Here is a 22,831-nt window from a genome sequence, read left to right as displayed (position 1 = left end):
ATGCCGGACGGGCATTCAGTCGCCAGTTACACGGGAATAGCACTGGGGATTTTCATGGTGCTGATCCTTTCCGTGCCTTTGGTAATGATCCCATTGTACCTTAAAAGGGTCTTGAAGAGCGGCAACCTCAAGAGAGCTGATGCTTCGCTTACCCTCATCATCTCGTTGCTGATATGGCTCGGATTCCTTTTTCCGGCGATGCTGTTCCTGCTCTCGACGCTCAACTCGTTCGGTGTGCCGGTTTTTGCCGCAAAGTGACGCGTGAACCGCACCGGGACCCCGCAGCGAAAAGGCGGATCGTTGCGCTGAAGCGGCGGTTCGGTCCAAGCCCTGCCATGTCGTTCAAGGCTCCCGGCGATCAGCCCATGCCGCCGTCCACGGGTCTCACCCCGAGACAACCCTAAAGGAATGGGTCGCGGAAGCGGTCATACGCTTTACTGGCGGCATGATGTTTAGCTCGATCAGCGCGGCGCAGCCTGTCCAGGGCGTCCCTGCCCCCCATCGGCTTGCGGTCCTCCCGGCGGCGGGCCGAAACGCTCCCTCCAGCGCTTGAGGATCTTGGCGTGCCGCACGATGTCCTCGTGCAGGATGGCCTCCCGGCCGGAGGGGTCGAGGATGGAGAGTTGCCTTCCACCCCAGGCGAGCACGTCGCGCGCCCCTTCCAGCGCGGCGTCGCGGCCGGGATAGGAGGCGGAAAGAAGCTCGTTTTCATGAACGTAAAGAAGGGTGTAGCTCATTCCCTCATCCCTCGGCCGTGGCGAGGGTGTGGGCGGAAAGGGGTGAAGTCGAGTGACAAGGAACAGGCGCCCGGCCCTCACGCCGGGGACGGAACTGCGCCGCCCGCTTCGCCGCGCAAGGCCCGGCCCTGCTCCTGGAAGAGTGCTGCGAGGATCTCCGTCACGGCCCGGGTGGCGGACGGGTTGCGCGGCTGGTCGTGGCGCATGAGATGGACATCCTCCGCCAGCTCCTCCGGCGGCTCGGACAGACGGACCAGGAGCGGATCGGCGTCGCCGAGAAAACAGGGCAGCAGGGAGGCACCGCCCCCCGCCCGCACGGCGCGATGGCGGGCGCTGACATCGGCGATCCGCAGGCCGACCCGGGATCCCTGCGCCGCCGCGCGGTCGTCCAGCCAACGCGACTGCGACGGCGCCCGGCCGGTGAGCGGCAGCCCGATCACCGGCAGCGACGCCCAGGCACTCTCCCCCGCCTCGATCCGCTGCCCGGCGGCCGCGCGCGCCGCGTAGACGCCGAAGGCGACGCGCCCGAGCCGCCGCGCGGTCAGGGGGCCTTCCAGCGGCAGGCGCCGCATGCGGAGCGCGATCTCCGCCTCCCCGCCGGCGAGGTCGAGGGTCGCCTTGCTGGTCAGGATCTCCATGGCGGCCCCCGCCTCGGCCAGCCGGTCCGCCAGCCAGCCGGCCTGCCCGGCAAGGAAGAGCGACAGGGATCCCGTCGCCGTGACCCGGACCGGCGCGCGGTCCAGCGCCGTTCCCGCCATCGCCATCCGCGCGAAGGCTTCGGCACCCTGCCGCATCGCCGCTCCGGCCTCGGCCAGCTCCCGTCCCAGCGCGGTAAGGGCCAGGCGGTTCGGCAGCCGGTCGAAAAGTGCGGCCCCGACCAGCCTCTCCAGCCGCTGCAGCCGCCGCCCGATGGTCGCGGCACTCACGCCGAGCGCGCGGGCGGCGTCCGGCAGGTTGCCGCGCCGCGCGATCTCCAGGAAGGCGCGCACGTCCTCCCAGTCCAGCGTGGCGAGGTCGATCATGAGCCCCGCTGCGCGAGGCCGTGCAGCTTGGCGTGCTGAAGCAGCATGATGGTCTTCCCGTCGACGATCTCTCCCTGATCGACCATCGCCAGCGCCTCGTCAAGGGTCGGCTCGAGCACCTCGATGTCCTCCCCCTCCGCGGCCACGCCGCCGCCGGCCGCGATGCGGTCCTGCGAGCTGTATTCGGCGACGAAGAAGGCCAGCCGCTCGGTGACCGAGCCGGGGCTCATGAAGGAGTCGAACACCCGGCGCAGGGAGTGGACCCGGCAGCCCGCCTCTTCCTCCGCCTCCAGGCGGATCGCCTCCTCCGGGCTGCGCTCGTCGAGCAGCCCGGCAATGGCCTCGATCAGCGGCTCCGGATGGCCGTTTACGAAGGCCGGGTAGCGGAACTGGCGCGTCAGCAGCACCGTGCCCCGGCTCGGGTCGATGGGAAGGACGACGGCTCCGTTGCCGCGGTCGTAGGTCTCGCGCGAGAGAGTCTGCCAGGATCCGTCCCGGCGCCGGTAGTCGAAGGTCGTCTTGCGCAGCACGTACCAGTCGTCGGACAGCACGCGCACGTCACGGATGCGGACCCGGTCCATCATCGCACCATATCCCCTTTTCCAGGCTCGGCCGGGACCAAGCCGGTCCCGTTTCGCCGGGGACAGTGCCGCCTGCCGGCCCGTCTGCCAGCCCGGCAAATTTGCAAGCGCGCCCGCAAATCTGCCGGGCTGGCGTGGCGAGGCTTTCAAATTTGAAAGCCTCGCCACAATCTCACGGCCGGACGGATCCCGCTTCTTCTTCCGCCTTTTCGAGAATGCCGTCGATGGCGTCCCGGATGGCGCGCAGCCGTTCCACGTCGCTGTCCCACAGGGGCTTCGGCGCATCGCGAAGCGCCAGCAGCACCTCCTGCGCCTGGTGGATCTTCGCCGCCACCCGCCTGGGCAAGGCGCTCGGGACATCCTCGGCCGGGGCCGGGCGCGCGGCCCGCGCCGGCGCGTTCGGCTTTTCCGGCGCCTCGGCGGCCGCCTTCAACGCGCTCCAGGCCTGGAGCTGCGCCTCCTCCTCCTTCAGCGCGGCGATCTCGTGCAGCTTGTAGCGCGCCGGTTTGTAGCGGGGATACTCCTCGCGGATGGGATCGGGCAGCCGGCGCAGCGACAGGCTCTTCGACATGTCGGACGCGTTGCGGCCGACCAGCTTCGCCAGCTCCGCCTGGGTGTAGCCGCGGCGGTCCAGCAGGGTGGCGAAGGCGTCGGCCTCCTCGAAGGGGTCGAGATCCTCGCGCAGGATGTTCTCCAGCACGGTGATCTCGTCCTCCGGGACCTCCGGTTTCAGGATCACGCAGGGGATCGTGTCGTGGCCGAGCGAGCGGCAGGCGCGCAGCCGCCGCTCCCCGTAGGCGAGCTGGTAGCGCCCGTCGTCGAGCCGCTTGACCCCGATCGGCTCCAGCAGGCCATGCCGCGCGATCGAGGCGGCCAGCGCTTCCAGCGGCTCGGCCTCGAAACGGGTGCGCGGCTGGTGCGGGTTGTCGGCGATCATGTCGATGCCGATCTGCGCCACGGGTGCGGCACTCTGCCGGATGCCCGGCAGGGTGCCGGCGCCCTCCGGCATGGCCGGGGCGGTTCCCTCGCGGCGCGCCGCCATGTCGTCGAGGACGGAGACCGTCTTGCGGGCGAGTTTACGCGACATGCGGCAGCTCCCTGGTCTTGCCGCCCAGGCGCTTCTTGCGCTCGGCGGTCACGGCGGCGGCGACGCTGCGGAACACGGCGATGCCGGCGGCGTCGGGTGCCGCCTCCACCGCCGCGCGCCCGGCCCCGACCGACTGGCCGTAGACCGTCGCGCGCGGGATCGGCTCGAACACCCGCAGGTTCTTGGCATAGAGCCGGTGGATGTCCTGGAGGGAGTCGCGGTCCTGGGTCAGGCGCTGGCTGTAGAGCGTCGGCAGGATGCCGAGGATGCCGAGATCCGGGTGGCACAGCTCCTTCAGCTGGTTCACCGTGTCCAGCAGATACTCCACACCGACCACCGACATCACCTCTGTCTGGCAGGGGATCAGCACCGTGTCGGCGGCGGTGAGCCCGTTCATCGTCATCTGGCCAAGATGCGGCGGCGTATCGATCACGATGTAATCATAGACCTTGCGCATCTCGACGAGCCGCTTGCGCAGGATGAAGTTGCTGGCCGGCATGGCGAGCAGCTCGGCCTCCGTCTTGGACAGCCGGATGCTGGACGGCAGCAGGTCCAGCCCCGTCGCCGGGACGGTCAGCAGGATGTCCGCGATGGGGAAGTTCTCGCGCAGCACATTGTCGATGGTCCGGCCGCTGCGCTGCAGCTCCATCACGTTGAAGCCGAGATGCAAGGTGGCGCTCGCCTGCGGATCCACGTCCACCAGCAGGACCTTGTGCCCGTCCTGGGACAGCATGCTCGCGACGTTGACGGCCGAGGTGGTCTTCCCCACACCGCCCTTCTGGTTGGCGACGGCGACGACCAGAGCGGGGCCGTGTTCGATCTCCGGTCCGGCGATCTCCTTCTGAAGAAGGTCCGCCACGATCTCCGGGATCTTCTCCGACCCGCTCTCCCATTTGGAAACCCGCTGCCGGTCGTACTTGCGGCCGAGCCGCTCGTTGAGCCAGGCCGCGAGATCCTGCTGACTGAGGTTTCGCCGCTCGCGAAAACCCCGCATGGCGTCGCCAAGCATGCACCGTCCCCCTATGCCATCCCAGGCCATCGCACCGTGGCCGTGCCCATCCTTAAGGGGGAGACACTAAACCGGTCAAGACCCATCGAATGGGCCATAGTGTCTCCCCCCTACCCGTCCGCACCGGACCGGCCCTGCCATCAGGCGATCCGCCGCACCGAACGGGACAGCATCGCCCGCACCGAACCGCCCCCAGCCGGCTTGGCGGCGGCCTCGCCCGCCATCGCCACGGCCTGAAGCCGTTCGGCGAGCGCCCGTTCGGCGGCGCAGGCCTCCTCGCAGAGTGCGCGCATCTCGGCGATGCTCGGCCGCCATTTCTTGGTCCGCCGCCATGTACGGGCCGCCTGATCGAGTGCCCAGGCCGGGTACTCGCCAAGATCGTCGGCCCAGTCCATGGCGATCATCTGCTCCACCTCCGGCGTCGTGCCCTTGGCGGGGAAATGGCTGAGCAGGGCCAGGATGCGGCCCAGCAGATGGTTGGGTGCCGCCGGGGCCAGCGAGGTCCGGTGCAGCTCCTCCAGGACGCGCCGCGCCAGGGCGGCGTGCTGGGGCTGCGTGCCCTCAGGCGCGAGCCATTCCTCCATAAGCCCGGCGAAGCCGTCCTCGCCGAAGCGGGCGCGGCGCTCGGTGCGGCCAGCCTTCAGGATGTCCTGGAGCGGCTTGGGCAAGGCGTCGGTCAGCGCCCGGACCCGAGCCTCGGCCGGAAGGGCCGGGTCGAAGGGAAGGCGGGCGCCGTCATGCAGCGGGGTCACATTGCCAGCCATGGTCGGGCCTCTCAGGAACGGAAGTGAAGGGGATCGGCGGCGGCCTGCAGCCGGGCCGCGACGGCGGCCCAGGCGGCGACGCGCTGCTCGGCGGGAGCCTCACGGGTCTGGCGGGCCGGTGCCGCCGCAACGCCGGGCTCCTTGGCGGAGGCGGGCTTGCGGGCGGCGTCCTGGATCAGCCAGGCGCGCCAGGCGGCGCCGACGTCCCGGTAGCGGTAGCCGTGTGCCCGGCAGCGCAGGACGAAACCCTCCACATGCCGGTCGAGGTCGATATGGGGGAATTGCTCGCGGCCCCAGCGCAGATCCCCGGCAGCCGGCGTCCAGCCTTCCGGAACCGCGTCCGCCTGACCCTGCTCGCGCCGGCAGAGCGAGTCTGGAATCTGTTCGGGTTGGGGCTGTTCATGACTCGCCGGCGAACAGGGGGAGTCCGTTTCCGAGTCAGGCCGGTTCGCCGGCTGGACAGCCTCTTTCCGGGCGTGTTCCTGGACGTGCTGAGCCCTGCCCTCTTCCACCGAAGCCTTCGACGCCGCCTCCACGCCGCTCTCCGTTCCGTCGGGCGACAGGCGCAGGCGGTAGCGGCAGGACAGGCGCGCGCCGTCCTTGGCCGAGCGGCGCTCGATCGCCACCAGCCCCATCTCGCCCAGCCGGCCGAGAATGCGGTTGACGGTCGGCCGGCTGCGCTTGAGCTTCGCGGCGAGCGTGGCCTGGGATGGCCAGCACACGCCCTGGTCGTCGGCGTAGGTCGCAAGGGCGGCCAGCACGGCGAGGCCGTCGGCGTCCAGTTCGGGATGGTCGAGCCACCAGGCGGGGATCCGCCCCCAGCGGCTCCGGCTGTCTTTGCTGTGGGTATCGGTCGTCAAGGCAAGGCCTCCGTGATCGCGTGACCCACAGGATTCCGGCGAGTCAGAAGGCCGGAAAGCGCGACGGATTCCACCGTAGGGGAACGCCTCGCGCTTGCGTGGGGACGGCTCGCGGGGCTGTGGGAACGGGTCGCGCTCCTCCGAGTCCCCCGATTTTCCCTGTGGGAACGGCTCGCGTTTGGACTCCCGAATCGGAATCCTGGGGGAACCGGTCGCGCTTTTAGGGGAATCTTCCGCGATTCGGTGGGAACGGCTCGCGCTTGGGCGGGCCGGACGGGAGGCCGGGGCCGCCGGCGGGGCTGTGGCAAAGCGTTTCCGGGCGCTGGAATCGCGTGCGGAGTCCGCCAGCCATGTGGTAACGCCTCGCGCTTCACCGGCGGGGCGGCCCTGTAGGACCGGCTCGCGCTTCTTTTCCTGTCCTTCCGGTAGAGGTTCCTAGTCCGCCCGCCCTGCCCTTCGGCCGGGTTTTCCAGCCCTCTTTTATGGAGGAACGGCTCGCGGATGGGGGATTCGGGCGGAGGTGGGGATGGCGAGTGGTCCTGTGGGTCCGAGTCGCGCTTCGGCGCGGCCACCTTCTATGGGAACGGCCCGCGCTTGGCCGGCATGGGGCGAAACGCGGGCCGTTCCCACAGGGGCGCGGGCCGCTTCCAGCGAAGCGCGAGCCGTTCCCACAGGGACGGTCGGGGAGAGTCTTTTGGCGCGGTTGCGAGTCGAAGGCCGGCACCGGTACGGTGCGGCGAGCGCGGATGGAGTGGTGTCATGAAGCAGGATGGCAGCGGCGATCAACTCGAGGCGGGCACCGCCCTTCAGCTCGTGCTGTTCGAATTCGACCCGGATCCCGATCCGAACCGGCGCCGGACCAACACGGTCGGCATCTACGACATCGCACCGCGCTGGGTCTTCCCCTCCTACAAGTCGGAGAATGGCGAGCGCGTGGAAAGCCGCAACGACACGCCCATCCAGCGCGACTTCGAGTTCCACGGCAAGGATTACAAGCTGACGCTCAAGCCGGCCTTCATCCAGCGCAAGGTCCGAGAGGACCAGGGTGCCGACGAGGGCTGGGTGAACGTCTTCCCCGGCGAGCGCGAGCAGATCGTCGAGGAGGTCATCCGGCGCCTGGCGACCGAGCGCGGGCGGCTGACGCTCGACCGGCAGGACCGCGTGATCCTGCGCTTCAGCCTCTATGAGGTGCAGAAGGAGCTGGAGCGCGTCAACCACACGCTGAACATCACGGAGATCAAGGAGGCGCTGACCATCCTGCACCAGTCCTTCATCGAGATCCGGCGCAAGGGCAAGGGCGGCAGCGCCGAGCTGTCCTCCACGGCCTTTCCCACCCTCGCCTTCCGCACGCGGTTCCAGGGCGACGACGAGGACAGGCCGTCGGTCAACGAGACGCAGCTCCAGTTCAACCCGCTGGTGGCGGACTCCATCCGTTCGATGAACTTCCGCATGATCTCCTACCGCTGGCTCATGGGGCTGAAGAATCCGGTGTCCCGCTGGCTCTACAAGCGCCTCGTCCTGCGCTACGAGTCCGCCAGCGCGCCCACTCCGACCGTCATGCGGGCGAGCGCCATCATCCGCGACAGCGGCATGAACGAGTACAGCCGCCCGCGCGACACCCTGCGCGCCGTCCGCGACACGGTGATGGCGCTGAAGAGCGCGGGCATCGTCGAGTCGGTCGAGGTCGAGCAGGTCAAGGAGGGGCGCCGCCTGAGCGACGAGATCTACACCATGTTCCCCTCCTCCACCTTCCTGCGCGAGGTCGAGACCGCCCTGCAGATCGCCAGCCACAACGCGCAGGAACTGACCAAGGCGGCCGCGGCGGGTGCCGAGGCCGGCGATTTCCTCCGGCTCGGCGGGGCCGAGGCCGCGACCGCCCGCCGGCGCCGGCGCACGCTCCTGACCGACGCGACGGCATCCGAGACGGCGGCATCCGGAGCGGCGGTGGCCGAGGCCGAGGAAAATTCCTGACGGAGGGAGGACCGCCATGCCCCGCATCCTGAAGCTGCACCCCGGCCCGCCGCGGGAGCTTGACCTCAAGGGCGCCTATCTCGCCCACCGGCTGCACGAGCTGGGGACGGCGCAGGCGCCCTTTGTCTATGCGAATTTCGTCTCCAGCCTCGACGGGCGCATCGCGGTCCGGGATCCCGCCACGGGCGAGGGGCGCATGCCCGAGGGGCTGACCAGTGGCAGCGATTACCGGCTGCTGCTGGAACTGCAGGCACAGGCGGACTGCCTGATCACCCATGGCGGCTATCTGCGCGCCATCGCCGACGGCCATCTGGACGACATCCTTCAGATCGGCACGCGCGACTTCAACCGCGACCTCGCGCAATGGCGCGCGGACAACGGGCTGGCGCCCCAGCCGGCCGTGCTGGTGGCGAGCGGCAGCCTGGACTTCCCGATCCCGGACTCCCTCGCCCGCCATGGCCAGCGGGTCATCGTCGCGACCGGCGACAATGCGCCCGCCGACCGGGCGGCGGAGCTGCGGGGGCGCGGCTACGAGGTGGTGACCGCCGGCCGGGGCCGCGCGGTGGAAGGCGGGCCACTGGTGCGGGCGCTGGGCGGGCTCGGCTTCCGCAGCCTCTTCATGCTGTCCGGCCCGCGCATGCTGGAGACGATGCTGCGCGACGACGCGCTCTCCCGCCTCTACGTCACCATCGCGCACCGGCTCATCGGCGGGGAAAGCGTTCACACGCTGATCGACGGTCCGGAACTGGGGGCCAAGGGACGGCTGCGCATGGAGGAACTCCATTACGACTCCGCCGCGCCGGACGGCTGCGGACAGTGGTTCGCCCGGTTCGAACCACTGCGGGAGGGGTGATGGGCCGGTGGCGTGCGGGCGGGCGGGGTCCCTACCCGAGACGCTTCTCCATCCGGTAGCGCAGAAACTCCTGCCCGTTGCGCGTCACCCGCTCCTCCTCGAGGACGTGGAAGCCCTGCCGTTCGAAGAAGGGACGCGCCGTGATGCTCACCTCGGAGTAGATGCGCGCGAGGCCCCGCGCGTGCGCCGCGGCTTCGGCCTGCCCGACGAGCGCCCGGGCGACGCCGATCCGCTGATGGGCGGGATGGACATACATCATGTCGAGATGGCCGTCCGGCTCCAGGTCGGTGAAGCCGGCGGGCTCGCCGTCGACCGTGGCGATCCAGGTCGGCCGGCTCGACCGGCGCTCCGCCCAGATGGCGCGGTCCGCGCGGGCCCAGGCGTCGATCTGCGCCGGCCCATAATCCTTGGACGCGACCTCCCGGATGGCGCGCAGGAAAATGTCGATGACCGCGTCCAGGTCGGACTCTTCATAGGGACGAAGGGACAGCCGCCGGTTGGCCGGCATGATCGGGGATCCGCTTTTGGTGAAAGGTGGGAAGGGCCGCCCAGGATAGCATGGGCTCCGGGGCGGGCAAGGGCGGCGGAGCCGATCCCCATCATCCGTTAACCCTTTTGGCCTAGCGTGCGCGCGAATATCGAGGGCGCGACGCGTGTTGAAGAGCATCATCCGTGGAATATGCCGGCTGCCGGGCCGCCTCGGCCTGCGCGCGCGGTTGTTCCTGCTCGTGATCGCGACCCTGCTGCCGCTGTTCGGGCTGGTTCTCAGCCTCGTCGAAAGCATGAGGCAGGACGAGGTTTCCGCCGTGGTGAGCCGTGCCCTGCTGCTGGCCCGGCAGGGCGCGCGGACACAGGCGGGGATCCTCAGGGAGGCGCGCGGCCTGCTGGAGACGCTCAGCTTCGTTCCCGCGGTCCGGAGCACCGACCCGGACTCCTGCACGGATTTCCTGGCGAAGACCCTGCCGATGCATCCCTTCCTCACCGGCCTGTCGGTGGTGGCGCCCGATGGCAGGATCGTCTGCGACGACCTTGGGCCAAGCCGCGTCGACATCGCCGACCGCTCTTATTTCCAGCGTGCCAGCTCGACGAAGGTCTTCACCGTCAGCGACTACATCCTCGGGCGCACCAGCGGCAAGGCGGTGCGGGTGGCCCTGCTCCCCGTCCTCGATCCCTCGCGGAACATCCGGTTCCACATGCTCGGCGGCATCGACCTGATCTGGGTCCAGCAGCTGGCACAGGAAGCGGCGCTGGAGACGGAAGGCGACATACTGATTCTCGACGGGAAAGGGACCCTTCTAGCCTCCGAGCCGCGGAACGACGGCGTCACGCTGGGCCGGTCCTACCGGCCGCACCCGCTGGTGCAGGCCATGATGTCCAGGACGGAAGGGGTCTTCGACGGCGAAGGGCTCGACGGGCAGGAGCGGATCACGGCCTTCGCGTCGCTCGGCACCGAGGATCCGGTGATCGCCGTGTCCTTCCGCAGGGACCAGATCCTCGCCGCGATCGACCAGCGCTGGCGCGTGAGCCTTGCCGTGCTCGGGCTCGTCTTCATCGGCAGCATCGTGGGCGGATGGCTTCTCGTCGAGCTGTCCGTGCTGCGGGTCGTGAAGAACCTGCAGGCCGCCGCGGACCGCATGACGCGCGGGGAGATGACCGGGGAGGGTGCGGTGGAGCGGCCGGCGGGTCCGCTGGGAGCCCTGGCGCTGTCGATACAGGAGATGGGCCAGGCGCTGGGTTCGCTGGCGCACAAGGACCGCCTGACCGGACTGCCGAACCGCCTCCAGCTCGAGCGCGTGTTCGATGCGAAGCTGAGGAACGCGGAACGTGAGCCCGATTGCGCGCTCCTGTTCATTGATCTGGACGGTTTCAAATCCATCAACGACAGCCTCGGCCATCTCGCCGGCGATGCCGCCCTGCGCCATGTCGCCAAGCGGCTTCTCTCCGCCGTGCGCGAGAGGGACATGGTCGTCCGGCTGGGCGGCGATGAATTCGTCGTTCTGATCAACGAGCCCGAGAGGGCCGGTCCGGATTTTCCGGAGATGGTCGCGCAACGGATCCTGGCGGCCTTGCGCGAGCCGATGACTTGGTCCGGGCGGCGGATCACGGTGGGATGCAGCATCGGCATCGCCCGCCCGACGGAGGGCTGCCGAAGCCTCGACGACGTCCTGCGCCGCGCGGACGAGGCGATGTACGCCGCCAAGCAGGCCGGCAAGGGACGGTTTGTCCAGCATTCGGAGCTGGCCGGACCGTCGGCCTGAAAGCGTGGAGCCGGCTGCGCACAGCCAGCCGCAGGAATCTCCCGTCTAGGTATATCCCCTTAGTGGTAAAATGCAGGACGAATCTAGACTATAGTCATAGGTTCTCGTGCATGGAGCGGCGGCTTGACCGGCGATGTTCCAGGGCAGTTGAACCATCCCTCGGAAGAACGCCCCTTGCGGCCGGATCACAGGCCAGAGGTCACGATGTTGAACTGGTTCACCAATCTCCCCCTGCTTCGCAAGCTCGCCATCCCCTTGGCAATCCTGTTCGGCGTGATCGGCGCCATCGTCTGGATGTCCCAGGCGAGCATCGGCCGCCTGAACGACAGCATGACCTATCTCGGCGACCGGGTGATCCAGCGCCACGAACTCGCCTTCGAAAGCTGGGCCTGGCTTAACGGCGCGGCCATCGCCGAAAAGAACGTCATCATCGAAACGGACGAGGCGAAGATGCGCGAGAACGCCGCGCTGTTCGCCGAGCGCATCGCCAACGCGCGCCGGGCGTCCGAAGCGATCGTCGCCTTCGCGCCCAACGCCGAGCGGCGCGCGATCCTGGAGCAGTTGGCCGCCAGTGTCGCCGCCTATGAGCAGGCCGCCGCGCGCGTCATCGAACTCGGGCTCCAGAACCGCAACGACGAGGCCCAGCGGCTGTCCGACACGGAAGCGCGGGCGCACCGTTCCAAGGCGACGGAGCTGGCGGAGAACGCGGTCGCCTTCAACAAGAAGGCCGTCCACCAGGGCGTCGCCGACGCCGGCGCGGTCGCGCAGGACGCTGAGGTTATGATCTGGAGCGTGACCGGTGCCGGCCTCTCCCTTTCGTCGGCCCTGCTCTTCTGGATTCTCGTCCGCTTGGTCGCCCGTCCGCTGGTCCGCATGGCGGGCGCCATGGGTACCCTGGCGGGCGGCGATCTCGGCGTAACGGTCGAGGGAACCGCGCGCAAGGACGAGGTCGGGGCGCTCGCCCGCTCGCTCCAGGTCTTCAAGGACAACGGGATCGAGATGCGGCGCCTCCAGCATGAGCAGGAGGAGCAGAAGGCGCGGGCCGAGGCGCAGCGCAAGGCCGAACTGGCGCAGCTCGCGGCGAACTTCGAGCACAGCGTCCAGGGCATCGTGGAGACGGTCGCGGCATCGGCCACGCAGATGCAGGGTGCGGCCACGGCCTTGTCCTCTTCCGCCGCCCAGGCGAGCAGCCAGGCGACCGCCGTCGCCGCCGCGTCGGAGCAGTCCTCGGCCAACGTGCAGACGGTCGCCGCCGCGACCGAGGAGTTGGCCGCCTCCATCCTGGAGATCGGCCGCCAAGTCTCCGCCCAGACCCGCATCAGCGGCGAGGCCGTAATGGAGGCCGAGCGGACGCAGAGCAGCATGCAGGGCCTTGTCGAGGCGGCCCACCAGATCGGTGAGGTGGTCGGGCTGATCAACTCCATCGCCGGCCAGACCAACCTGCTGGCGCTGAACGCCACCATCGAGGCGGCGCGCGCCGGGGAGGCCGGCAAGGGATTCGCCGTGGTCGCCAGCGAGGTGAAGGCGCTCGCCAGCCAGACCGCGAAGGCGACGGAGGAGATCCAGTCCAAGGTGAAGGAGATCCAGGGGGCGACCGGCGGCGTGCAGGGAGCGATCGCGAACATCGGACGGACCATCGGCGAGCTGAACGAGATCGCGACGGGCATCGCCGCGGCCATCGAGGAGCAGAACGCCGCCACCGGCGAGATCTCCGGCAACGTCGCCCAGGCCGCGCGCGGGACGGAGGAGGTCAACCTCAACATCACCGGCGTGACCCAGGCCGCGACCGAGACCGGCTCCGCCGCCACCCAGGTGCTGGGCACCGCCAACAGCCTGGCCGAGGAGGCCGAGCGGCTGAAGGCCGAGGTCGGCAACTTCCTCTCCACCGTCCGCGCCGCCTGACCGGCAGGGCAGGGCCGGAAACGAAGAAGGGGAGCCGCGAGGCTCCCCTATTCTCATGGTGACGTAGTCGTGGCGGCGTTTTCATGGGGATGACCGACGTGACGGGGGCGGCATATTCGGCGTTGCTTGATCTTCGTCATACAAGAGGCCGGATTTCCGGGCTCTCCTGTGATCCGCAGGACCAGGCAGGCCGCCCGCGGCGGCCGGATGCCGGGCGTGAACCGGAAAGGGAATGGGACCATGCCGCTGACTCCGCACCGCTCGCTGCTGAAGACGATGGAGTTGTTCGCCGATCTCGACGAGGCGTCGCTCGACGACGTCCTTCAGGCGGGGCATGTCCGCCGCTTGCCCAAGGATATGCTCGTGCTCGCTCAGGGCGATCCGGCCATCAGCTGCCACGCGCTGATCGACGGCCGCATCAAGATCTCCCAGGTCACGCCGGACGGGGCGCAGGTCGTGATCCGCTATCTCGGTCCCGGCCAGATGTACGGGACCGTGGCCGTTCTGATGGGCATTCCGCTTCCGGCCGACGCCATCGCGGTGGTGGACAGCGTGGAGATGCACTGGACGGCGGCGGCCATGGCGGAGCTGATCGAGCGGCACCCCAGGATCGCGCTCGCCTCGAACCGGATCACCGGCGGACGGCTGGTCGATCTGCAGGCTCGGCTTCGCGAGATCGCGACCGAGCGCGTGGACCGACGGCTCGCGCGCGCGCTGGCGCGGCTGGCCGAGCAGGCCGGGCGCCCGTCCGGCGACGGGATCGAGATCGATTTCCCGATCACCCGGCAGGAGCTGGGCGAGATGATCGGCACCACGCTGCACACGGTCAGCCGCACGCTCAGCGCCTGGGAGGAGCAGGGCATCGTGGAAAGCTCGCGCCGCCGCATCGTCGTGCGCGACCTGGAAGCGCTGACCCTCCTTGCGGAGGGCAGCGCCTCCGGCTCCTGATCCGGCCCTTGAGTCCGGCCTTGGGTCCGGGCTTCAGACCGCCGGCGAATAGCGGCGGACCGAGGCCGCGAGATGGGCGTCGAAGCGGGCGGCGACCGCGCGCACGATGCGCCGTGCCGTCTCCGGGATCTCGATGGCCATGCCATGCAGCTCCAGCAGCCCGTCCTCCTCCAGCGGGCCGAGGTCGGCCTCTGCGAGCAGCGCCCGCGCGTCCGCCCCGTGCCGGCCGGCGATCTCCGCCAGATCCACCCGGAAGTCGCACATCAGCCGCTCGATCAACTCGGCCCGCAGCCGGTCGTCCTCGGTGAGCGCGTAGCCCTTGATGGTGGCGAGGCCGTCCTGCGCGACGCGCTTGGCGTAGCCGCCGAGCACCACGGCGTTCTGCACGTAGCCCTGCGGCAGCCGCCCGATGGCCGAGGCGCCGAAGCCGAGCATCAGGTCGCAGGGATCGACCGTGTAGCCCTGGAAGTTGCGCCGCAGGGAGCCGTCTGCGGCGGCGGCGGCCATCGGGTCGCCGGGATGGGCGAAATGGTCCAGCCCGATCCGGCGGTAGCCGGCGGCCAGCAGATCGGCGGCGATGGCGTCTGCCTGGGCGAGGCGTTCCTCGGCGCCGGGCAGGGCGCTCTCCTCGATCTTCTTCTGGTGCGGCTTGAAGCTCGGGATGTGGGCGTAGCCAAAAACGGCGAGCCGGCCCGGCGCCAGTTCCAGGCAGCGGGCCACCGTGTCCCGGCAGGATTGCACGGTCTGGTGCGGCAGCCCGTAGATCAGGTCGAAATTGATGCCGGCGATGCCGGCCCCGCGCAGTCCGCGGGTCACGGCGGCGGTCTGCTCGAAGCTCTGGATGCGGTTGATCGCCCTCTGCACGACGGAGTCGAAACTCTGCACGCCGAGGCTGGCGCGGGTGATGCCGGCACGGCCGAGTGCCGCGGCCATGCCCCGGCTCAGGGTGCGGGGATCGATCTCGACCGCCAGCTCGGCATTCTCGCGCAGCGAGAAGCGCTCCCGCAGCAGCCGCATGAGGTCTTCGACATCCTCGGGCGCCAGGATGGTGGGCGTGCCGCCGCCGAAATGGATGTGCCCGACCTCGAGCCGATGCGGCACGGCGTCCGCCACGGCCCCGATCTCCGCGCGCAGCGTGCCGAGATAGTCGAGAATCGGATCGTCGGTCTTGGTGATGGTGGTGTGGCAGCCGCAGTACCAGCACATGGACCGGCAGAAGGGGACATGCAGATACAGGGATGCCGGCGCCCCTTGCGGGATCGCGCCGAGCCAGCGCCGGTAGGTCTCGGCATCGACCGTTTCGGTGAAGTGCGGCGCGGTCGGGTAGCTGGTGTAGCGCGGAAGCCGCTGGTCGGCGTAACGGGCGAGGGTAGCGGGAGGCGGGCAGGCGGATGCCATCGGCATCTCCTTTCGGCGGTCTGGCAGGGCTGTTCAGGAAGCGGAAAAGGATCCGGCACCGATCATTGGGCGCCGATCATTGTGCGCCGGTCATTCGGCCCCGATCATTCGGCGGCAAGCGCGAGGGCCGGCAGGGCGGCCGCGCGCTCCTCTTCCAGAATGTCCCGGATGGTTGGCGCGCATTTGCCGCATTGGGGCGTCACGCCGCAGGCGGCGTAGACGTCATGGACGGTCGCGGGGCGGTGCTGGCGGATCGCCTGGCGCACGCGCCGCTCGTTCAGGGCGTTGCAGATGCAGACATACATGATCGACCGTGAGGCTCGGCATCGGAAAGAAGGAAGGGGAGGCGGCTGCCTCCCCTTCCGGTTCACTGTGCGGATTTCAGTTCAGGACGCTCACTCCGCCGGCTGGGCGGAGGCCGGGATTCCGGCCGGCGCCTTCCTGCCGCGGATCAGGCGGTAGGCGAAGACGGCGAGGATCACGGCACCCGCGCTGAAGACGATGTCGCCGGGCACGCGCATCCAGACCAGCGTCTCCATGATCGGGGAGTGCATGACCTCGGGCGAGCGGGCGAACCACATGCCCCGGGTGATGCTGGCCCAGGCCTGATAGATGCCCGCCGGGAAGAGCGACAGGAAGGACATCATCGCCAGCCCGCCGTTGAGCAGCCAGAAGGTCCACTTCAGCAGCCCGTCGTTCCAGCGTGCCCGGTTCGACAGGCCCCGCAGGCAGAAGAGCATCAGCCCGATGCCGAGCATGCCGTAGACGCCGAACAGCGCGGTGTGGCCGTGGTTGGCCGTCAGGTTCAGGCCCTGCACGTAGTAGAGCGCGATCGGCGTGTTGATGAGGAAGCCGAAGACGCCGGCGCCCAGCAGGTTCCAGAAGGACACGGCCACGAAGAACAGGATCGGCCACTTGTAGGTCTGCACCCAGGGTGCTGCCTTGGAGTGGCGGTAGGTTTCCAGGGCCTCGCCGCCGACCAGCGCCAGGGGCACGACCTCCAGGGCCGAGAAGACGGCGCCGATGGCGATCACCGACACGGGCGTGCCCGAGAAGTACCAGTGGTGCGCCGTTCCCAGCACGCCGCCGAACAGGAAGACGATGGTGCTGGCGAGGACGGCGACGTTGGCCGTCTGGGCGCGCACCAGGCCCAGCTTCACGAACAGCAGGCTGATGACGGCGGTGGCGAAGACCTCGAAGAAGCCCTCGACCCACAGATGCACGACCCACCAGCGCCAGTACTCGACCATGCTGAGGTGCGTGTGCTTGCCCCACATGAAACCGGCGGCGTAGAAGAGGCCAATGGCGATGGTGGACAGGAACATCACGAGAAGGACGGGCTTGCTCTCCGACGGGCTCTTCAGAGCGGGCCAGAGGGCGCGGCCGACCAGGACGAGCCACAGCATCAGCCCGACGAACAGGAGTATCTGCCAGAAACGGCCGAGATCGACGTATTCCCAGCCCTGATGGCCGAACCACCAGTTGACGTCGAGGTCCAGCACCTGCTGCACGCCGAGCCATTCGCCGGCCATGGAGCCCAGCACCACGAAGACCAGGGCGGCCCACAGGACGTTCACGCCGAGTGTCTGGAACCTTGGCTCATGGCCGGAGATCGCCGGCGCGATGTAGAGGCCGGTGGCGAGCCAGGCGGTCGCGATCCAGAACACCGCGAGCTGGGTGTGCCAGGTGCGGGTGACCGCGTAGGGCAGGATGTCGCTGAGCGGGATGCCGTAGAAATCATGGCCCTCCACCGCATAGTGGGCGGTGACGGCACCGAGCGAGATCTGCAGGAGGAACAGGCCGATGACGGTCAGGAAATACTTGCCGGTTGCCTTCATCGAGGGCGTCGGCTTCAGCGAGAGAAGCGGGTCGGCCGTGGGCGGGGTCAGGTGATCCTCATGCGCGGTGCGCGCATGATGCCAGACCAGGGCGCCGATGCCGCCGACCAGCAGGACCACCGACAGGACCGACCACATGATGTTGGGCGTGGACGGCGTGTTGCCGGTCAGCGGCTCGTTCGGCCAGTTGCTGGTGTAGGTGATGACGTCGCCGGGACGCTCCGTGCCGGCTGCCCAGCCCGTCCAGAAGAAGAAGGCCGCGATGCCGGCGCGCCGGCCGGCGTCGGGAACGGCGTTGTTGGCGATGGCGTATTGCTCGCGCAGGGGCTCCAGCGCGGGGTCGTTGCCGAGCAGGGCCGTGTAGTGCGCGGCGACCTCGCGGATCGCGGCGGCGCGGTCGGCGCCGACCACGATGCTGCGGCTCGCGGCGTCGTAGCGGTTGGTGCGGATCTCGGCCTTCAGCCGGTCGCGCAGGGCGGCCTGCTGTTCGGAGGCGAGCGCCGCGTAGGGCTTGCCCTGTTCGCGCTTGGCCCAGATGTCGAGCAGCGCCACGCTTTCCCGGTGCAGCCAGTCGGCCGACCAGTCCGGGGCGACGTAGCCGCCGTGGCCCCAGATGGAGCCGACCTGCATGCCGCCCATGGACTGCCAGGCGAGGCGGCCTTGTTCGATGTCGTTCTGCGTGTACAGCACGGCGCCGCCGTCGGTGACGACCTGCGCCGGCATGGGTGGTGCTTCACGGTGTATCTGGCGGCCCATCAGCCCAAGCACGGCGAACGAGGCCGCCATGACCAGGGCGAGGATCAGCCAAAGTCTCTTGGTCTGCATCGCTGGTGTTCTTTCATTTTACCGGAGCAGGGTCTGGCGTCGCATCGCGGCGGGGCGGGGAGCCCCGGTGAGCCGCGCCCGATGGGGTGAGGCTAGCCGCCGTCACGCCTGCCTTCCTTGCTCTCGCGCAAACACCATGCGGGAATCCGCCGGTCGAAATCTGTCCGGTAATTCCCTTAAGGGAATACCCTTACGGGGCAAAAAGAAGAACAGAACGCCGTGAGGGCACGGCTGTTTGAAGAGGAGTAAGTGGAAAGCCAGAAGAACGGCAATGCCAGGAGAACACCAATGAAGATCCGTCATGCTCTCGCCGCCCTCGCTGTCCTGTCCGCGCCGACGACAGCCTTCGCCCAGCAGGGCAATCAGGGTGCTGGCGGGAATGAAAGCGACTGCGCCTTTCTCGAACGGTCCTTCCAGGAGGTCTACGACGGCCTGCGCCAGATCGGGTCCCACGGGCAGGGCGGCCAGGGAGGCGGGCAGGGACAGGGCGGCAGCATGGCCCAGATGGCGCAGCAGAAGCCCGAGCTGGTCACGATGTTCGTCGGCATCCAGCAGAACATCATCCTGATGCACGGCGCGCGGGGTTGTGCCGCCTCCGACCTCATCGCCATTGCCAGGGCCGAGGCCGGCAAGTACGGGAACAGGCGGTAGAAACGAAAACCGGGCGGCCGCGCCTGCGGCCACCCGGTTGCCCAGCCCCTTCGGGGAGCGCGGGGAATGCTGCGGTCAGCCGCACATGCCGCCGCAGCAGGACCCGTTCCGCCTCGCGAGGAGACGGCCGTAGGGGATTTCCGTGGCGCCCGCCGGCGGGCGGAAGCCGGTGGTCAGGGCGATGACGTCCTGGTCCATGATGCCGGGCGGGCAGTCCACCACGTCATAGACGACGCTGCCGTTCAGCTTGGCGCCGGGAAACACCTCCGGCCCGGCCAGGGTTGCCTTGCCCGTGCGGTCGAGGGCGATGCGGAAGTCGGTCATTCTCGGCTATCTCCAGAAAAGGTCGGCAGGACAGAAGGGTGACGGATCGGTGCCGCGCGGGGATCAGCCCGGCTGGCCGTCGGCGCGGGGCCGGAGAAGGATCGGCGTGTAGACCGCGCAGAAGAGGATGAAGCCCAGCGCCCAGAACAGGCCCGACAGGCCGATGGCCTGCTGGTGGAAAGCCCCGTCGAGGGCGGGCGCCAGCGTCCGCGCCAGCCCGGCAGCCATCACCAGCCCATAGGCTGCGACGGTCGGGGCCGAAGCCTTGAGCGCCCGGCCGGTGTGGCCAAGGGCGGCCCGGCTCATCACCGCCAGGATGATGGTGCCGAAGCAGCCGGCCGTGACGGCGTGCAGCCAGGCGTTCCCGAGCGGCAGCCCCAGGGCCAGCTCGGCCCCCTTCAGCGCCAGCCCGGCGATCAGCCAGCCGTAGCCGGCGTGCAGGATCCAGAGCAGCGGATCGTGGAGCGTGCGGTGCCCTTTCCAGCGGGCCATGCGGAGGCCGTGTACCGCCGCCGCCGCGAGCGCCGCCGCGCCTGGCAAGGCGCTGTCGGCAAACAGGAGGTCGAGCGGGATCAGCGCCGCCGTCAGCACCAGTGCTGCGCGGTCGAGCCGCGGGCAGGCGGCGATCTCGACCGCGGGATCGCGTTTGCGCAGGGCGTTCCGGGTGAAGGTGGGGATGATGCGGCCGCCGACCACGGCGACCATCATCAGGACGGCGTCGATGGCGAGAATGGTGCCGAAACGGGCCGTGTCGGCGGTCACGCCCATCCATTCCAGCCGGACCAGCAGGTTCGCCAGCGTCAGAAGGGCGAGCAGGGCCAGGAAGGCGGTGTTGCGGGCCTTGCCCGCCCGGAACAGCGGCAGGGCGATGGCGAGGCCGAGCGCCGGATAGAACAGCAGATCGACCGCGGCTGCGGCGGGAAGCGCCGCGACGGCGGGCAGCGAGGCGAGCCGTCCCGCGACGAACAGCGCCACGAGGCCGGCCAGGGTCTTGCCGGTGACCGGCAGGGCGCCCGTCCAGCTCGGCACCGCGGTCAACATGAATCCGCCCACGGTGGCGCCGACGAAGCCGAACAGCATCTCATGGCCATGCCACGCCGCGGGAGGGACGCCGAGGACCGGCACCGCCACTCCCGACAGGACGAGGAGCCAGACCGGAACGAGGATCGCCGCCGACAGGCCGGCGAGCAGGAAGAAGGGACGAAACCCGTAGGCGAAGGGCACGAAGCGTGGTGCGGCGGGTTCGGTGAAGGGCAGTGCGCTCATGGAGAGTCATCTCCGGATGCCGGGTCCGGGGAACGGACCCGCTGTGGATGAGCGGGACCCTAAGCGCCAACCCGGCCGCCGTCTTTGCGCCGGGGCAAAGATCGAGGCGAAACGGAGGGGTGGGGAAGGGCGAAGGCCGGCCGGGCGGATGTTTGCGCTGGATCAAGGGGGCGGGCGGCCCGGTGCACTATGGTTAAGACCGCTCGGGTGGCGCTCGCCGCCATGTCCCGAAACCCTTTTCCGGCCAGTCCATGGCCCTCCGGCTGGGAGAACAGCGGTGTTCTGGTTGTCCTTCGCTCTTCTGTTTCTGATCGCGAGCCATCTTGTCCCGTCACGCCCCGCCATCAGGATGAGCCTGATCGGGGTGGCCGGGCGCCCGGCCTTCTACGCCGGCTATTCGCTCGTCTCTTTCCTGGCGCTCGCCGCGGTGATCACCGCCTATCGGAGCGTGGAATCGGACCTGTGGCTCTGGGTTCCCCTCTATGAGGGGCGCTACGTGGCGCTCGCTCTCATGCCCCTCGCCCTCTTCCTGCTGGTCTGCCGCTTCACCCAGAGGCCGTCCGCCTGGGCGAGCTTCGGGATCTACCGGATCACGAGCACGCCCGGCAGCCTCGCGGTCCTGATCTGGAGCCTCGTGCATCTGCTGAACGTCGGCGAGGCGCGGACCGTCCTGGTCTTCGTCGGCATGGCCGTCATCGCCGTCGCCGCCATCGCGAGGAACGCCCGCAACACGGAGCACGGGCTGCTCGGGGTGGTTCCCTTCGCGCGCATCCTGCTGGGCCGCGAGCGTTTCGATTTCTGGGAGATACGGATCTGGCGGGTGGTGGCCGCCCTGGCGTTGACCAAGCTGGTCCTGCTCCTGCACCCTCTGGTGATCGGCGTCGATCCCCTGGCCGGCCTGTAACTCTCACGATGGGCCGGCGCGGCATCGGCCGCGCCGGAGACGGTTCCTGAATCCAACGCGCTGCGGCGTTCGCGGAGGTCCCCCATGACCCTCGCGAGCGCCGCAGCGCGTTTTGTTTTTTGGCTTGGCTTGACTTGACTTGGCCCGCGCGCGAAGGCGCGTGGGTGCCGACGGGCATCGCGGCGCATTTTTAGAAAAACTCCGCCTGTTTGTTCCAGATCAAACTCCCCGTCCTCGGCGCCAGGTAAAACTTCTCCAACGAAAGAACTCGCCACAAAAAATATCAAGTGGTGATCGTTCTTTCTGAAAGAAGGTGGCTGACGACGCGCAAGGCGTCATCGCCGTGCGGAGTGAAAGACAAAAGCAACAGCCATGCTGCCTTCGACTTATTGACCATCGTCAGCGAGAAAAGCCATGAACTCCCGTCATCTTCTTGCCTCCGTCAGCGCCGCCGCCTTGACCGTCCTTCTCGGCATGGCGGCCCCGTCCGCCGCCGAAACACTGTACGCGGCCCCGACGGCCCGGCCCGCGACGATGGACATCGTGCAGAGTCCGTCCGCCGTGCCGGCCCCCGAGTTCGGCAAGCGCGCACCGAAGACCCACACGGTCGAGATCCTGACGACGGAAGTCGACGGCACGCTCGACGACGGCACGACCTACACTTACTGGACCTTCGACAACAAGATCCCCGGCCCGATGTACCGGGTCCGTGTCGGCGACACGGTGGACGTCAAGATCACCAACGCCCCGGAATCGGCCTTGAACCACTCCATCGACTTCCACGCCGCCACGGGCTTCCTCGGCGGCGGCCAGGTCACCCAGGTGGAACCGGGCCAGACGAAGGAGTTCTCGTTCAAGGCCCTGTCTCCGGGCGTGTATGTCTATCATTGCGCGACGCCCATGGTGGCGCACCACATCAGCAAGGGAATGTACGGGCTGATCGTCGTGGAGCCGGAAGCCGGTCTGCCGAAGGTGGATCGCGAGTTCTACGTCATGCAGCAGGAAGTCTACGCGACCAAGGCGAAGAACATCCCGAACGCCGAGGACGATTATGACGGGCTGGTCAACGAGAACCCTCACTATATGGTCTTCAACGGGGCCGTCGGCGCCCTGACGCAGGGCAACGCCCTGAAGGCCAAGGTCGGCGAGACGGTCCGCGTCTGGTTCGGTGTGGGCGGTCCGAACCTCACCTCCTCCTTCCACGTCATCGGCGAGATCTTCGACCATGTCTACAACATGGGCGACCTCGAGAGCGCGCCGGCGAAGGGCGTCCAGACCGTGACGGTACCGCCGGGCGGCGCCACCATGGTGGAATTCAAGGTGGACTATCCCGGCACCTACGCGCTGGTGGACCACGCCCTGAGCCGCGCCACCAAGGGCCTCATCGGCCACCTCGTCGTCGAAGGTCCGGCGAACGACGACATCATCAAGGACAAGAGCGGTGACTCCCTGAAGCAGCAGGCCGAAATGAAGCACTGACTCCATCGGGTCGGCAGAAAACGGCATCCCGGGAAACCGGGATGCCGTTTTCGATGTGCGCCCAACATGGGCGTTCTCTTGTGGGTGCAAGTCCCATCGTAAGCTGATCACGGCGAGCGAAGTGAAGCGCAACTGCGGAAGGGTGACCGACCGT

The 22,831-nt window shown here is 68.8% G+C and carries 22 protein-coding genes; 9 read left to right on the top strand and 13 right to left on the bottom strand.

Annotation, left to right across the window (positions count from 1 at the left end; all coding sequences use genetic code 11):
* Positions 1 to 258 (top strand): hypothetical protein, encoded by a 258-nt coding sequence (locus JUB11_RS25245; protein WP_207461556.1) that lies wholly within the window; start codon positions 1 to 3, stop codon positions 256 to 258.
* Positions 259 to 461: 203 nt separating this feature from the next.
* On the opposite strand, the gene JUB11_RS25240 is transcribed toward JUB11_RS25245, so the two are convergent.
* From JUB11_RS25240 to JUB11_RS25210, 7 genes are all read right to left on the bottom strand, one after another.
* A complete protein-coding gene (locus JUB11_RS25240; protein WP_207461555.1) occupies positions 462 to 737 on the bottom strand; it encodes a hypothetical protein in 276 nt (91 codons plus the stop codon).
* Positions 738 to 814: 77 nt separating this feature from the next.
* Positions 815 to 1,759: a LysR family transcriptional regulator gene (locus JUB11_RS25235; protein ID WP_207461554.1), complete on the bottom strand. Its 945-nt coding sequence runs from the start codon at positions 1,757 to 1,759 to the stop codon at positions 815 to 817.
* Entirely contained in the window at positions 1,756 to 2,343 is a 588-nt protein-coding gene (locus JUB11_RS25230) for an NUDIX domain-containing protein (protein ID WP_207461553.1), read from the bottom strand. The genes JUB11_RS25235 and JUB11_RS25230 overlap by 4 nt, the downstream gene beginning before the upstream one ends.
* Positions 2,344 to 2,512: 169 nt before the next feature.
* The gene (locus JUB11_RS25225) at positions 2,513 to 3,427 is read right to left on the bottom strand and encodes a ParB/RepB/Spo0J family partition protein (protein WP_207461552.1); all 915 of its coding nucleotides are present in this window, start codon (positions 3,425 to 3,427) and stop codon (positions 2,513 to 2,515) included.
* The gene (locus JUB11_RS25220; protein ID WP_247887313.1) at positions 3,417 to 4,436 is read right to left on the bottom strand and encodes an AAA family ATPase; all 1,020 of its coding nucleotides are present in this window, start codon (positions 4,434 to 4,436) and stop codon (positions 3,417 to 3,419) included. The genes JUB11_RS25225 and JUB11_RS25220 overlap by 11 nt, the downstream gene beginning before the upstream one ends.
* A gap of 140 nt (positions 4,437 to 4,576) precedes the next feature.
* Positions 4,577 to 5,200 carry a hypothetical protein gene (locus JUB11_RS25215; protein ID WP_207461551.1) on the bottom strand — a complete coding sequence of 208 codons (624 nt, stop codon included), beginning with the start codon at positions 5,198 to 5,200 and terminating at the stop codon, positions 4,577 to 4,579.
* An 11-nt stretch (positions 5,201 to 5,211) separates the two neighbouring features.
* Entirely contained in the window at positions 5,212 to 6,060 is an 849-nt protein-coding gene (locus JUB11_RS25210) for a helix-turn-helix domain-containing protein (RefSeq protein WP_207461550.1), read from the bottom strand.
* A gap of 759 nt (positions 6,061 to 6,819) precedes the next feature.
* Here JUB11_RS25210 and JUB11_RS25205 point away from each other — a divergent pair.
* Positions 6,820 to 8,031, top strand: a complete 1,212-nt coding sequence (locus tag JUB11_RS25205; RefSeq protein ID WP_207461549.1) for a plasmid replication protein — start codon at positions 6,820 to 6,822, stop codon at positions 8,029 to 8,031.
* A 16-nt stretch (positions 8,032 to 8,047) separates the two neighbouring features.
* On the top strand, positions 8,048 to 8,884 hold the full coding sequence (locus JUB11_RS25200) for a dihydrofolate reductase family protein (protein ID WP_207461548.1): 837 nt from the start codon (positions 8,048 to 8,050) through the stop codon (positions 8,882 to 8,884).
* A gap of 31 nt (positions 8,885 to 8,915) precedes the next feature.
* On the opposite strand, the gene JUB11_RS25195 is transcribed toward JUB11_RS25200, so the two are convergent.
* Positions 8,916 to 9,392, bottom strand: a complete 477-nt coding sequence (locus JUB11_RS25195; protein ID WP_207461547.1) for a GNAT family N-acetyltransferase — start codon at positions 9,390 to 9,392, stop codon at positions 8,916 to 8,918.
* A gap of 145 nt (positions 9,393 to 9,537) precedes the next feature.
* On the opposite strand from JUB11_RS25195, the gene JUB11_RS25190 reads away from it, so the two are divergent.
* From JUB11_RS25190 to JUB11_RS25180, 3 genes are all read left to right on the top strand, one after another.
* Positions 9,538 to 11,142: a sensor domain-containing diguanylate cyclase gene (locus JUB11_RS25190; protein WP_207461546.1), complete on the top strand. Its 1,605-nt coding sequence runs from the start codon at positions 9,538 to 9,540 to the stop codon at positions 11,140 to 11,142.
* A 204-nt stretch (positions 11,143 to 11,346) separates the two neighbouring features.
* Positions 11,347 to 13,044 (top strand): methyl-accepting chemotaxis protein, encoded by a 1,698-nt coding sequence (locus JUB11_RS25185; RefSeq protein ID WP_207461545.1) that lies wholly within the window; start codon positions 11,347 to 11,349, stop codon positions 13,042 to 13,044.
* A 240-nt stretch (positions 13,045 to 13,284) separates the two neighbouring features.
* Positions 13,285 to 13,992: a Crp/Fnr family transcriptional regulator gene (locus tag JUB11_RS25180; protein ID WP_207461544.1), complete on the top strand. Its 708-nt coding sequence runs from the start codon at positions 13,285 to 13,287 to the stop codon at positions 13,990 to 13,992.
* A gap of 33 nt (positions 13,993 to 14,025) precedes the next feature.
* Here the strand turns inward: JUB11_RS25180 and hemN are convergent, their stop codons facing one another.
* The 3 genes from hemN to JUB11_RS25165 form a co-directional block, all read right to left on the bottom strand.
* Positions 14,026 to 15,390: an oxygen-independent coproporphyrinogen III oxidase gene (hemN, locus tag JUB11_RS25175; RefSeq protein ID WP_207461543.1), complete on the bottom strand. Its 1,365-nt coding sequence runs from the start codon at positions 15,388 to 15,390 to the stop codon at positions 14,026 to 14,028.
* Positions 15,391 to 15,494: 104 nt separating this feature from the next.
* On the bottom strand, positions 15,495 to 15,695 hold the full coding sequence (locus JUB11_RS25170) for a (2Fe-2S)-binding protein (RefSeq protein ID WP_207461542.1): 201 nt from the start codon (positions 15,693 to 15,695) through the stop codon (positions 15,495 to 15,497).
* Between the two features lie 90 nt (positions 15,696 to 15,785).
* Positions 15,786 to 18,053 (bottom strand): nitric-oxide reductase large subunit, encoded by a 2,268-nt coding sequence (locus JUB11_RS25165; protein WP_207461541.1) that lies wholly within the window; start codon positions 18,051 to 18,053, stop codon positions 15,786 to 15,788.
* Between the two features lie 288 nt (positions 18,054 to 18,341).
* Here JUB11_RS25165 and JUB11_RS25160 point away from each other — a divergent pair, with 288 nt between their 5' ends.
* On the top strand, positions 18,342 to 18,704 hold the full coding sequence (locus JUB11_RS25160; RefSeq protein WP_207461540.1) for a hypothetical protein: 363 nt from the start codon (positions 18,342 to 18,344) through the stop codon (positions 18,702 to 18,704).
* Positions 18,705 to 18,779: 75 nt separating this feature from the next.
* Here JUB11_RS25160 and JUB11_RS25155 read toward each other — a convergent pair whose 3' ends face one another.
* Positions 18,780 to 19,028 (bottom strand): hypothetical protein, encoded by a 249-nt coding sequence (locus JUB11_RS25155; RefSeq protein ID WP_207461539.1) that lies wholly within the window; start codon positions 19,026 to 19,028, stop codon positions 18,780 to 18,782.
* A 63-nt stretch (positions 19,029 to 19,091) separates the two neighbouring features.
* The gene (locus JUB11_RS25150; protein ID WP_207461538.1) at positions 19,092 to 20,294 is read right to left on the bottom strand and encodes an NnrS family protein; all 1,203 of its coding nucleotides are present in this window, start codon (positions 20,292 to 20,294) and stop codon (positions 19,092 to 19,094) included.
* 277 nt (positions 20,295 to 20,571) lie between these two features.
* Here JUB11_RS25150 and JUB11_RS25145 point away from each other — a divergent pair, with 277 nt between their 5' ends.
* Positions 20,572 to 21,198 (top strand): NnrU family protein, encoded by a 627-nt coding sequence (locus JUB11_RS25145; protein WP_207461537.1) that lies wholly within the window; start codon positions 20,572 to 20,574, stop codon positions 21,196 to 21,198.
* 414 nt (positions 21,199 to 21,612) lie between these two features.
* Positions 21,613 to 22,677 carry a copper-containing nitrite reductase gene (gene nirK, locus JUB11_RS25140; RefSeq protein ID WP_207461536.1) on the top strand — a complete coding sequence of 355 codons (1,065 nt, stop codon included), beginning with the start codon at positions 21,613 to 21,615 and terminating at the stop codon, positions 22,675 to 22,677.
* The last annotated feature ends 154 nt before the right edge of the window (positions 22,678 to 22,831 follow it).

It is taken from the genome of Azospirillum sp. SYSU D00513 (assembly GCF_017356015.1).
Classification (GTDB): domain Bacteria; phylum Pseudomonadota; class Alphaproteobacteria; order Azospirillales; family Azospirillaceae; genus Azospirillum.
This window is presented reverse-complemented; position numbering and strand designations above follow the sequence as displayed.

What these genes read in the sequence shown, in the direction of transcription:
- JUB11_RS25205 (WP_207461549.1), top strand. Translation starts at nt 6,820, where the DNA reads ATGAAGCAGGATGGCAGCGGCGATCAACTCGAGGCGGGCACCGCCCTT.
- JUB11_RS25155 (WP_207461539.1), bottom strand. Translation starts at nt 19,028, where the DNA reads ATGACCGACTTCCGCATCGCCCTCGACCGCACGGGCAAGGCAACCCTG.
- JUB11_RS25170 (WP_207461542.1), bottom strand. Translation starts at nt 15,695, where the DNA reads ATGTATGTCTGCATCTGCAACGCCCTGAACGAGCGGCGCGTGCGCCAG.
- nirK (WP_207461536.1), top strand. Translation starts at nt 21,613, where the DNA reads ATGAACTCCCGTCATCTTCTTGCCTCCGTCAGCGCCGCCGCCTTGACC.
- JUB11_RS25160 (WP_207461540.1), top strand. Translation starts at nt 18,342, where the DNA reads ATGAAGATCCGTCATGCTCTCGCCGCCCTCGCTGTCCTGTCCGCGCCG.
- JUB11_RS25215 (WP_207461551.1), bottom strand. Translation starts at nt 5,200, where the DNA reads ATGGCTGGCAATGTGACCCCGCTGCATGACGGCGCCCGCCTTCCCTTC.
- JUB11_RS25235 (WP_207461554.1), bottom strand. Translation starts at nt 1,759, where the DNA reads ATGATCGACCTCGCCACGCTGGACTGGGAGGACGTGCGCGCCTTCCTG.
- JUB11_RS25195 (WP_207461547.1), bottom strand. Translation starts at nt 9,392, where the DNA reads ATGCCGGCCAACCGGCGGCTGTCCCTTCGTCCCTATGAAGAGTCCGAC.
- JUB11_RS25225 (WP_207461552.1), bottom strand. Translation starts at nt 3,427, where the DNA reads ATGTCGCGTAAACTCGCCCGCAAGACGGTCTCCGTCCTCGACGACATG.
- JUB11_RS25180 (WP_207461544.1), top strand. Translation starts at nt 13,285, where the DNA reads ATGCCGCTGACTCCGCACCGCTCGCTGCTGAAGACGATGGAGTTGTTC.
- JUB11_RS25245 (WP_207461556.1), top strand. Translation starts at nt 1, where the DNA reads ATGCCGGACGGGCATTCAGTCGCCAGTTACACGGGAATAGCACTGGGG.
- JUB11_RS25240 (WP_207461555.1), bottom strand. Translation starts at nt 737, where the DNA reads ATGAGCTACACCCTTCTTTACGTTCATGAAAACGAGCTTCTTTCCGCC.
- JUB11_RS25165 (WP_207461541.1), bottom strand. Translation starts at nt 18,053, where the DNA reads ATGCAGACCAAGAGACTTTGGCTGATCCTCGCCCTGGTCATGGCGGCC.
- JUB11_RS25220 (WP_247887313.1), bottom strand. Translation starts at nt 4,436, where the DNA reads ATGCTTGGCGACGCCATGCGGGGTTTTCGCGAGCGGCGAAACCTCAGT.
- JUB11_RS25200 (WP_207461548.1), top strand. Translation starts at nt 8,048, where the DNA reads ATGCCCCGCATCCTGAAGCTGCACCCCGGCCCGCCGCGGGAGCTTGAC.
- JUB11_RS25150 (WP_207461538.1), bottom strand. Translation starts at nt 20,294, where the DNA reads ATGAGCGCACTGCCCTTCACCGAACCCGCCGCACCACGCTTCGTGCCC.
- JUB11_RS25185 (WP_207461545.1), top strand. Translation starts at nt 11,347, where the DNA reads ATGTTGAACTGGTTCACCAATCTCCCCCTGCTTCGCAAGCTCGCCATC.
- hemN (WP_207461543.1), bottom strand. Translation starts at nt 15,390, where the DNA reads ATGGCATCCGCCTGCCCGCCTCCCGCTACCCTCGCCCGTTACGCCGAC.
- JUB11_RS25230 (WP_207461553.1), bottom strand. Translation starts at nt 2,343, where the DNA reads ATGATGGACCGGGTCCGCATCCGTGACGTGCGCGTGCTGTCCGACGAC.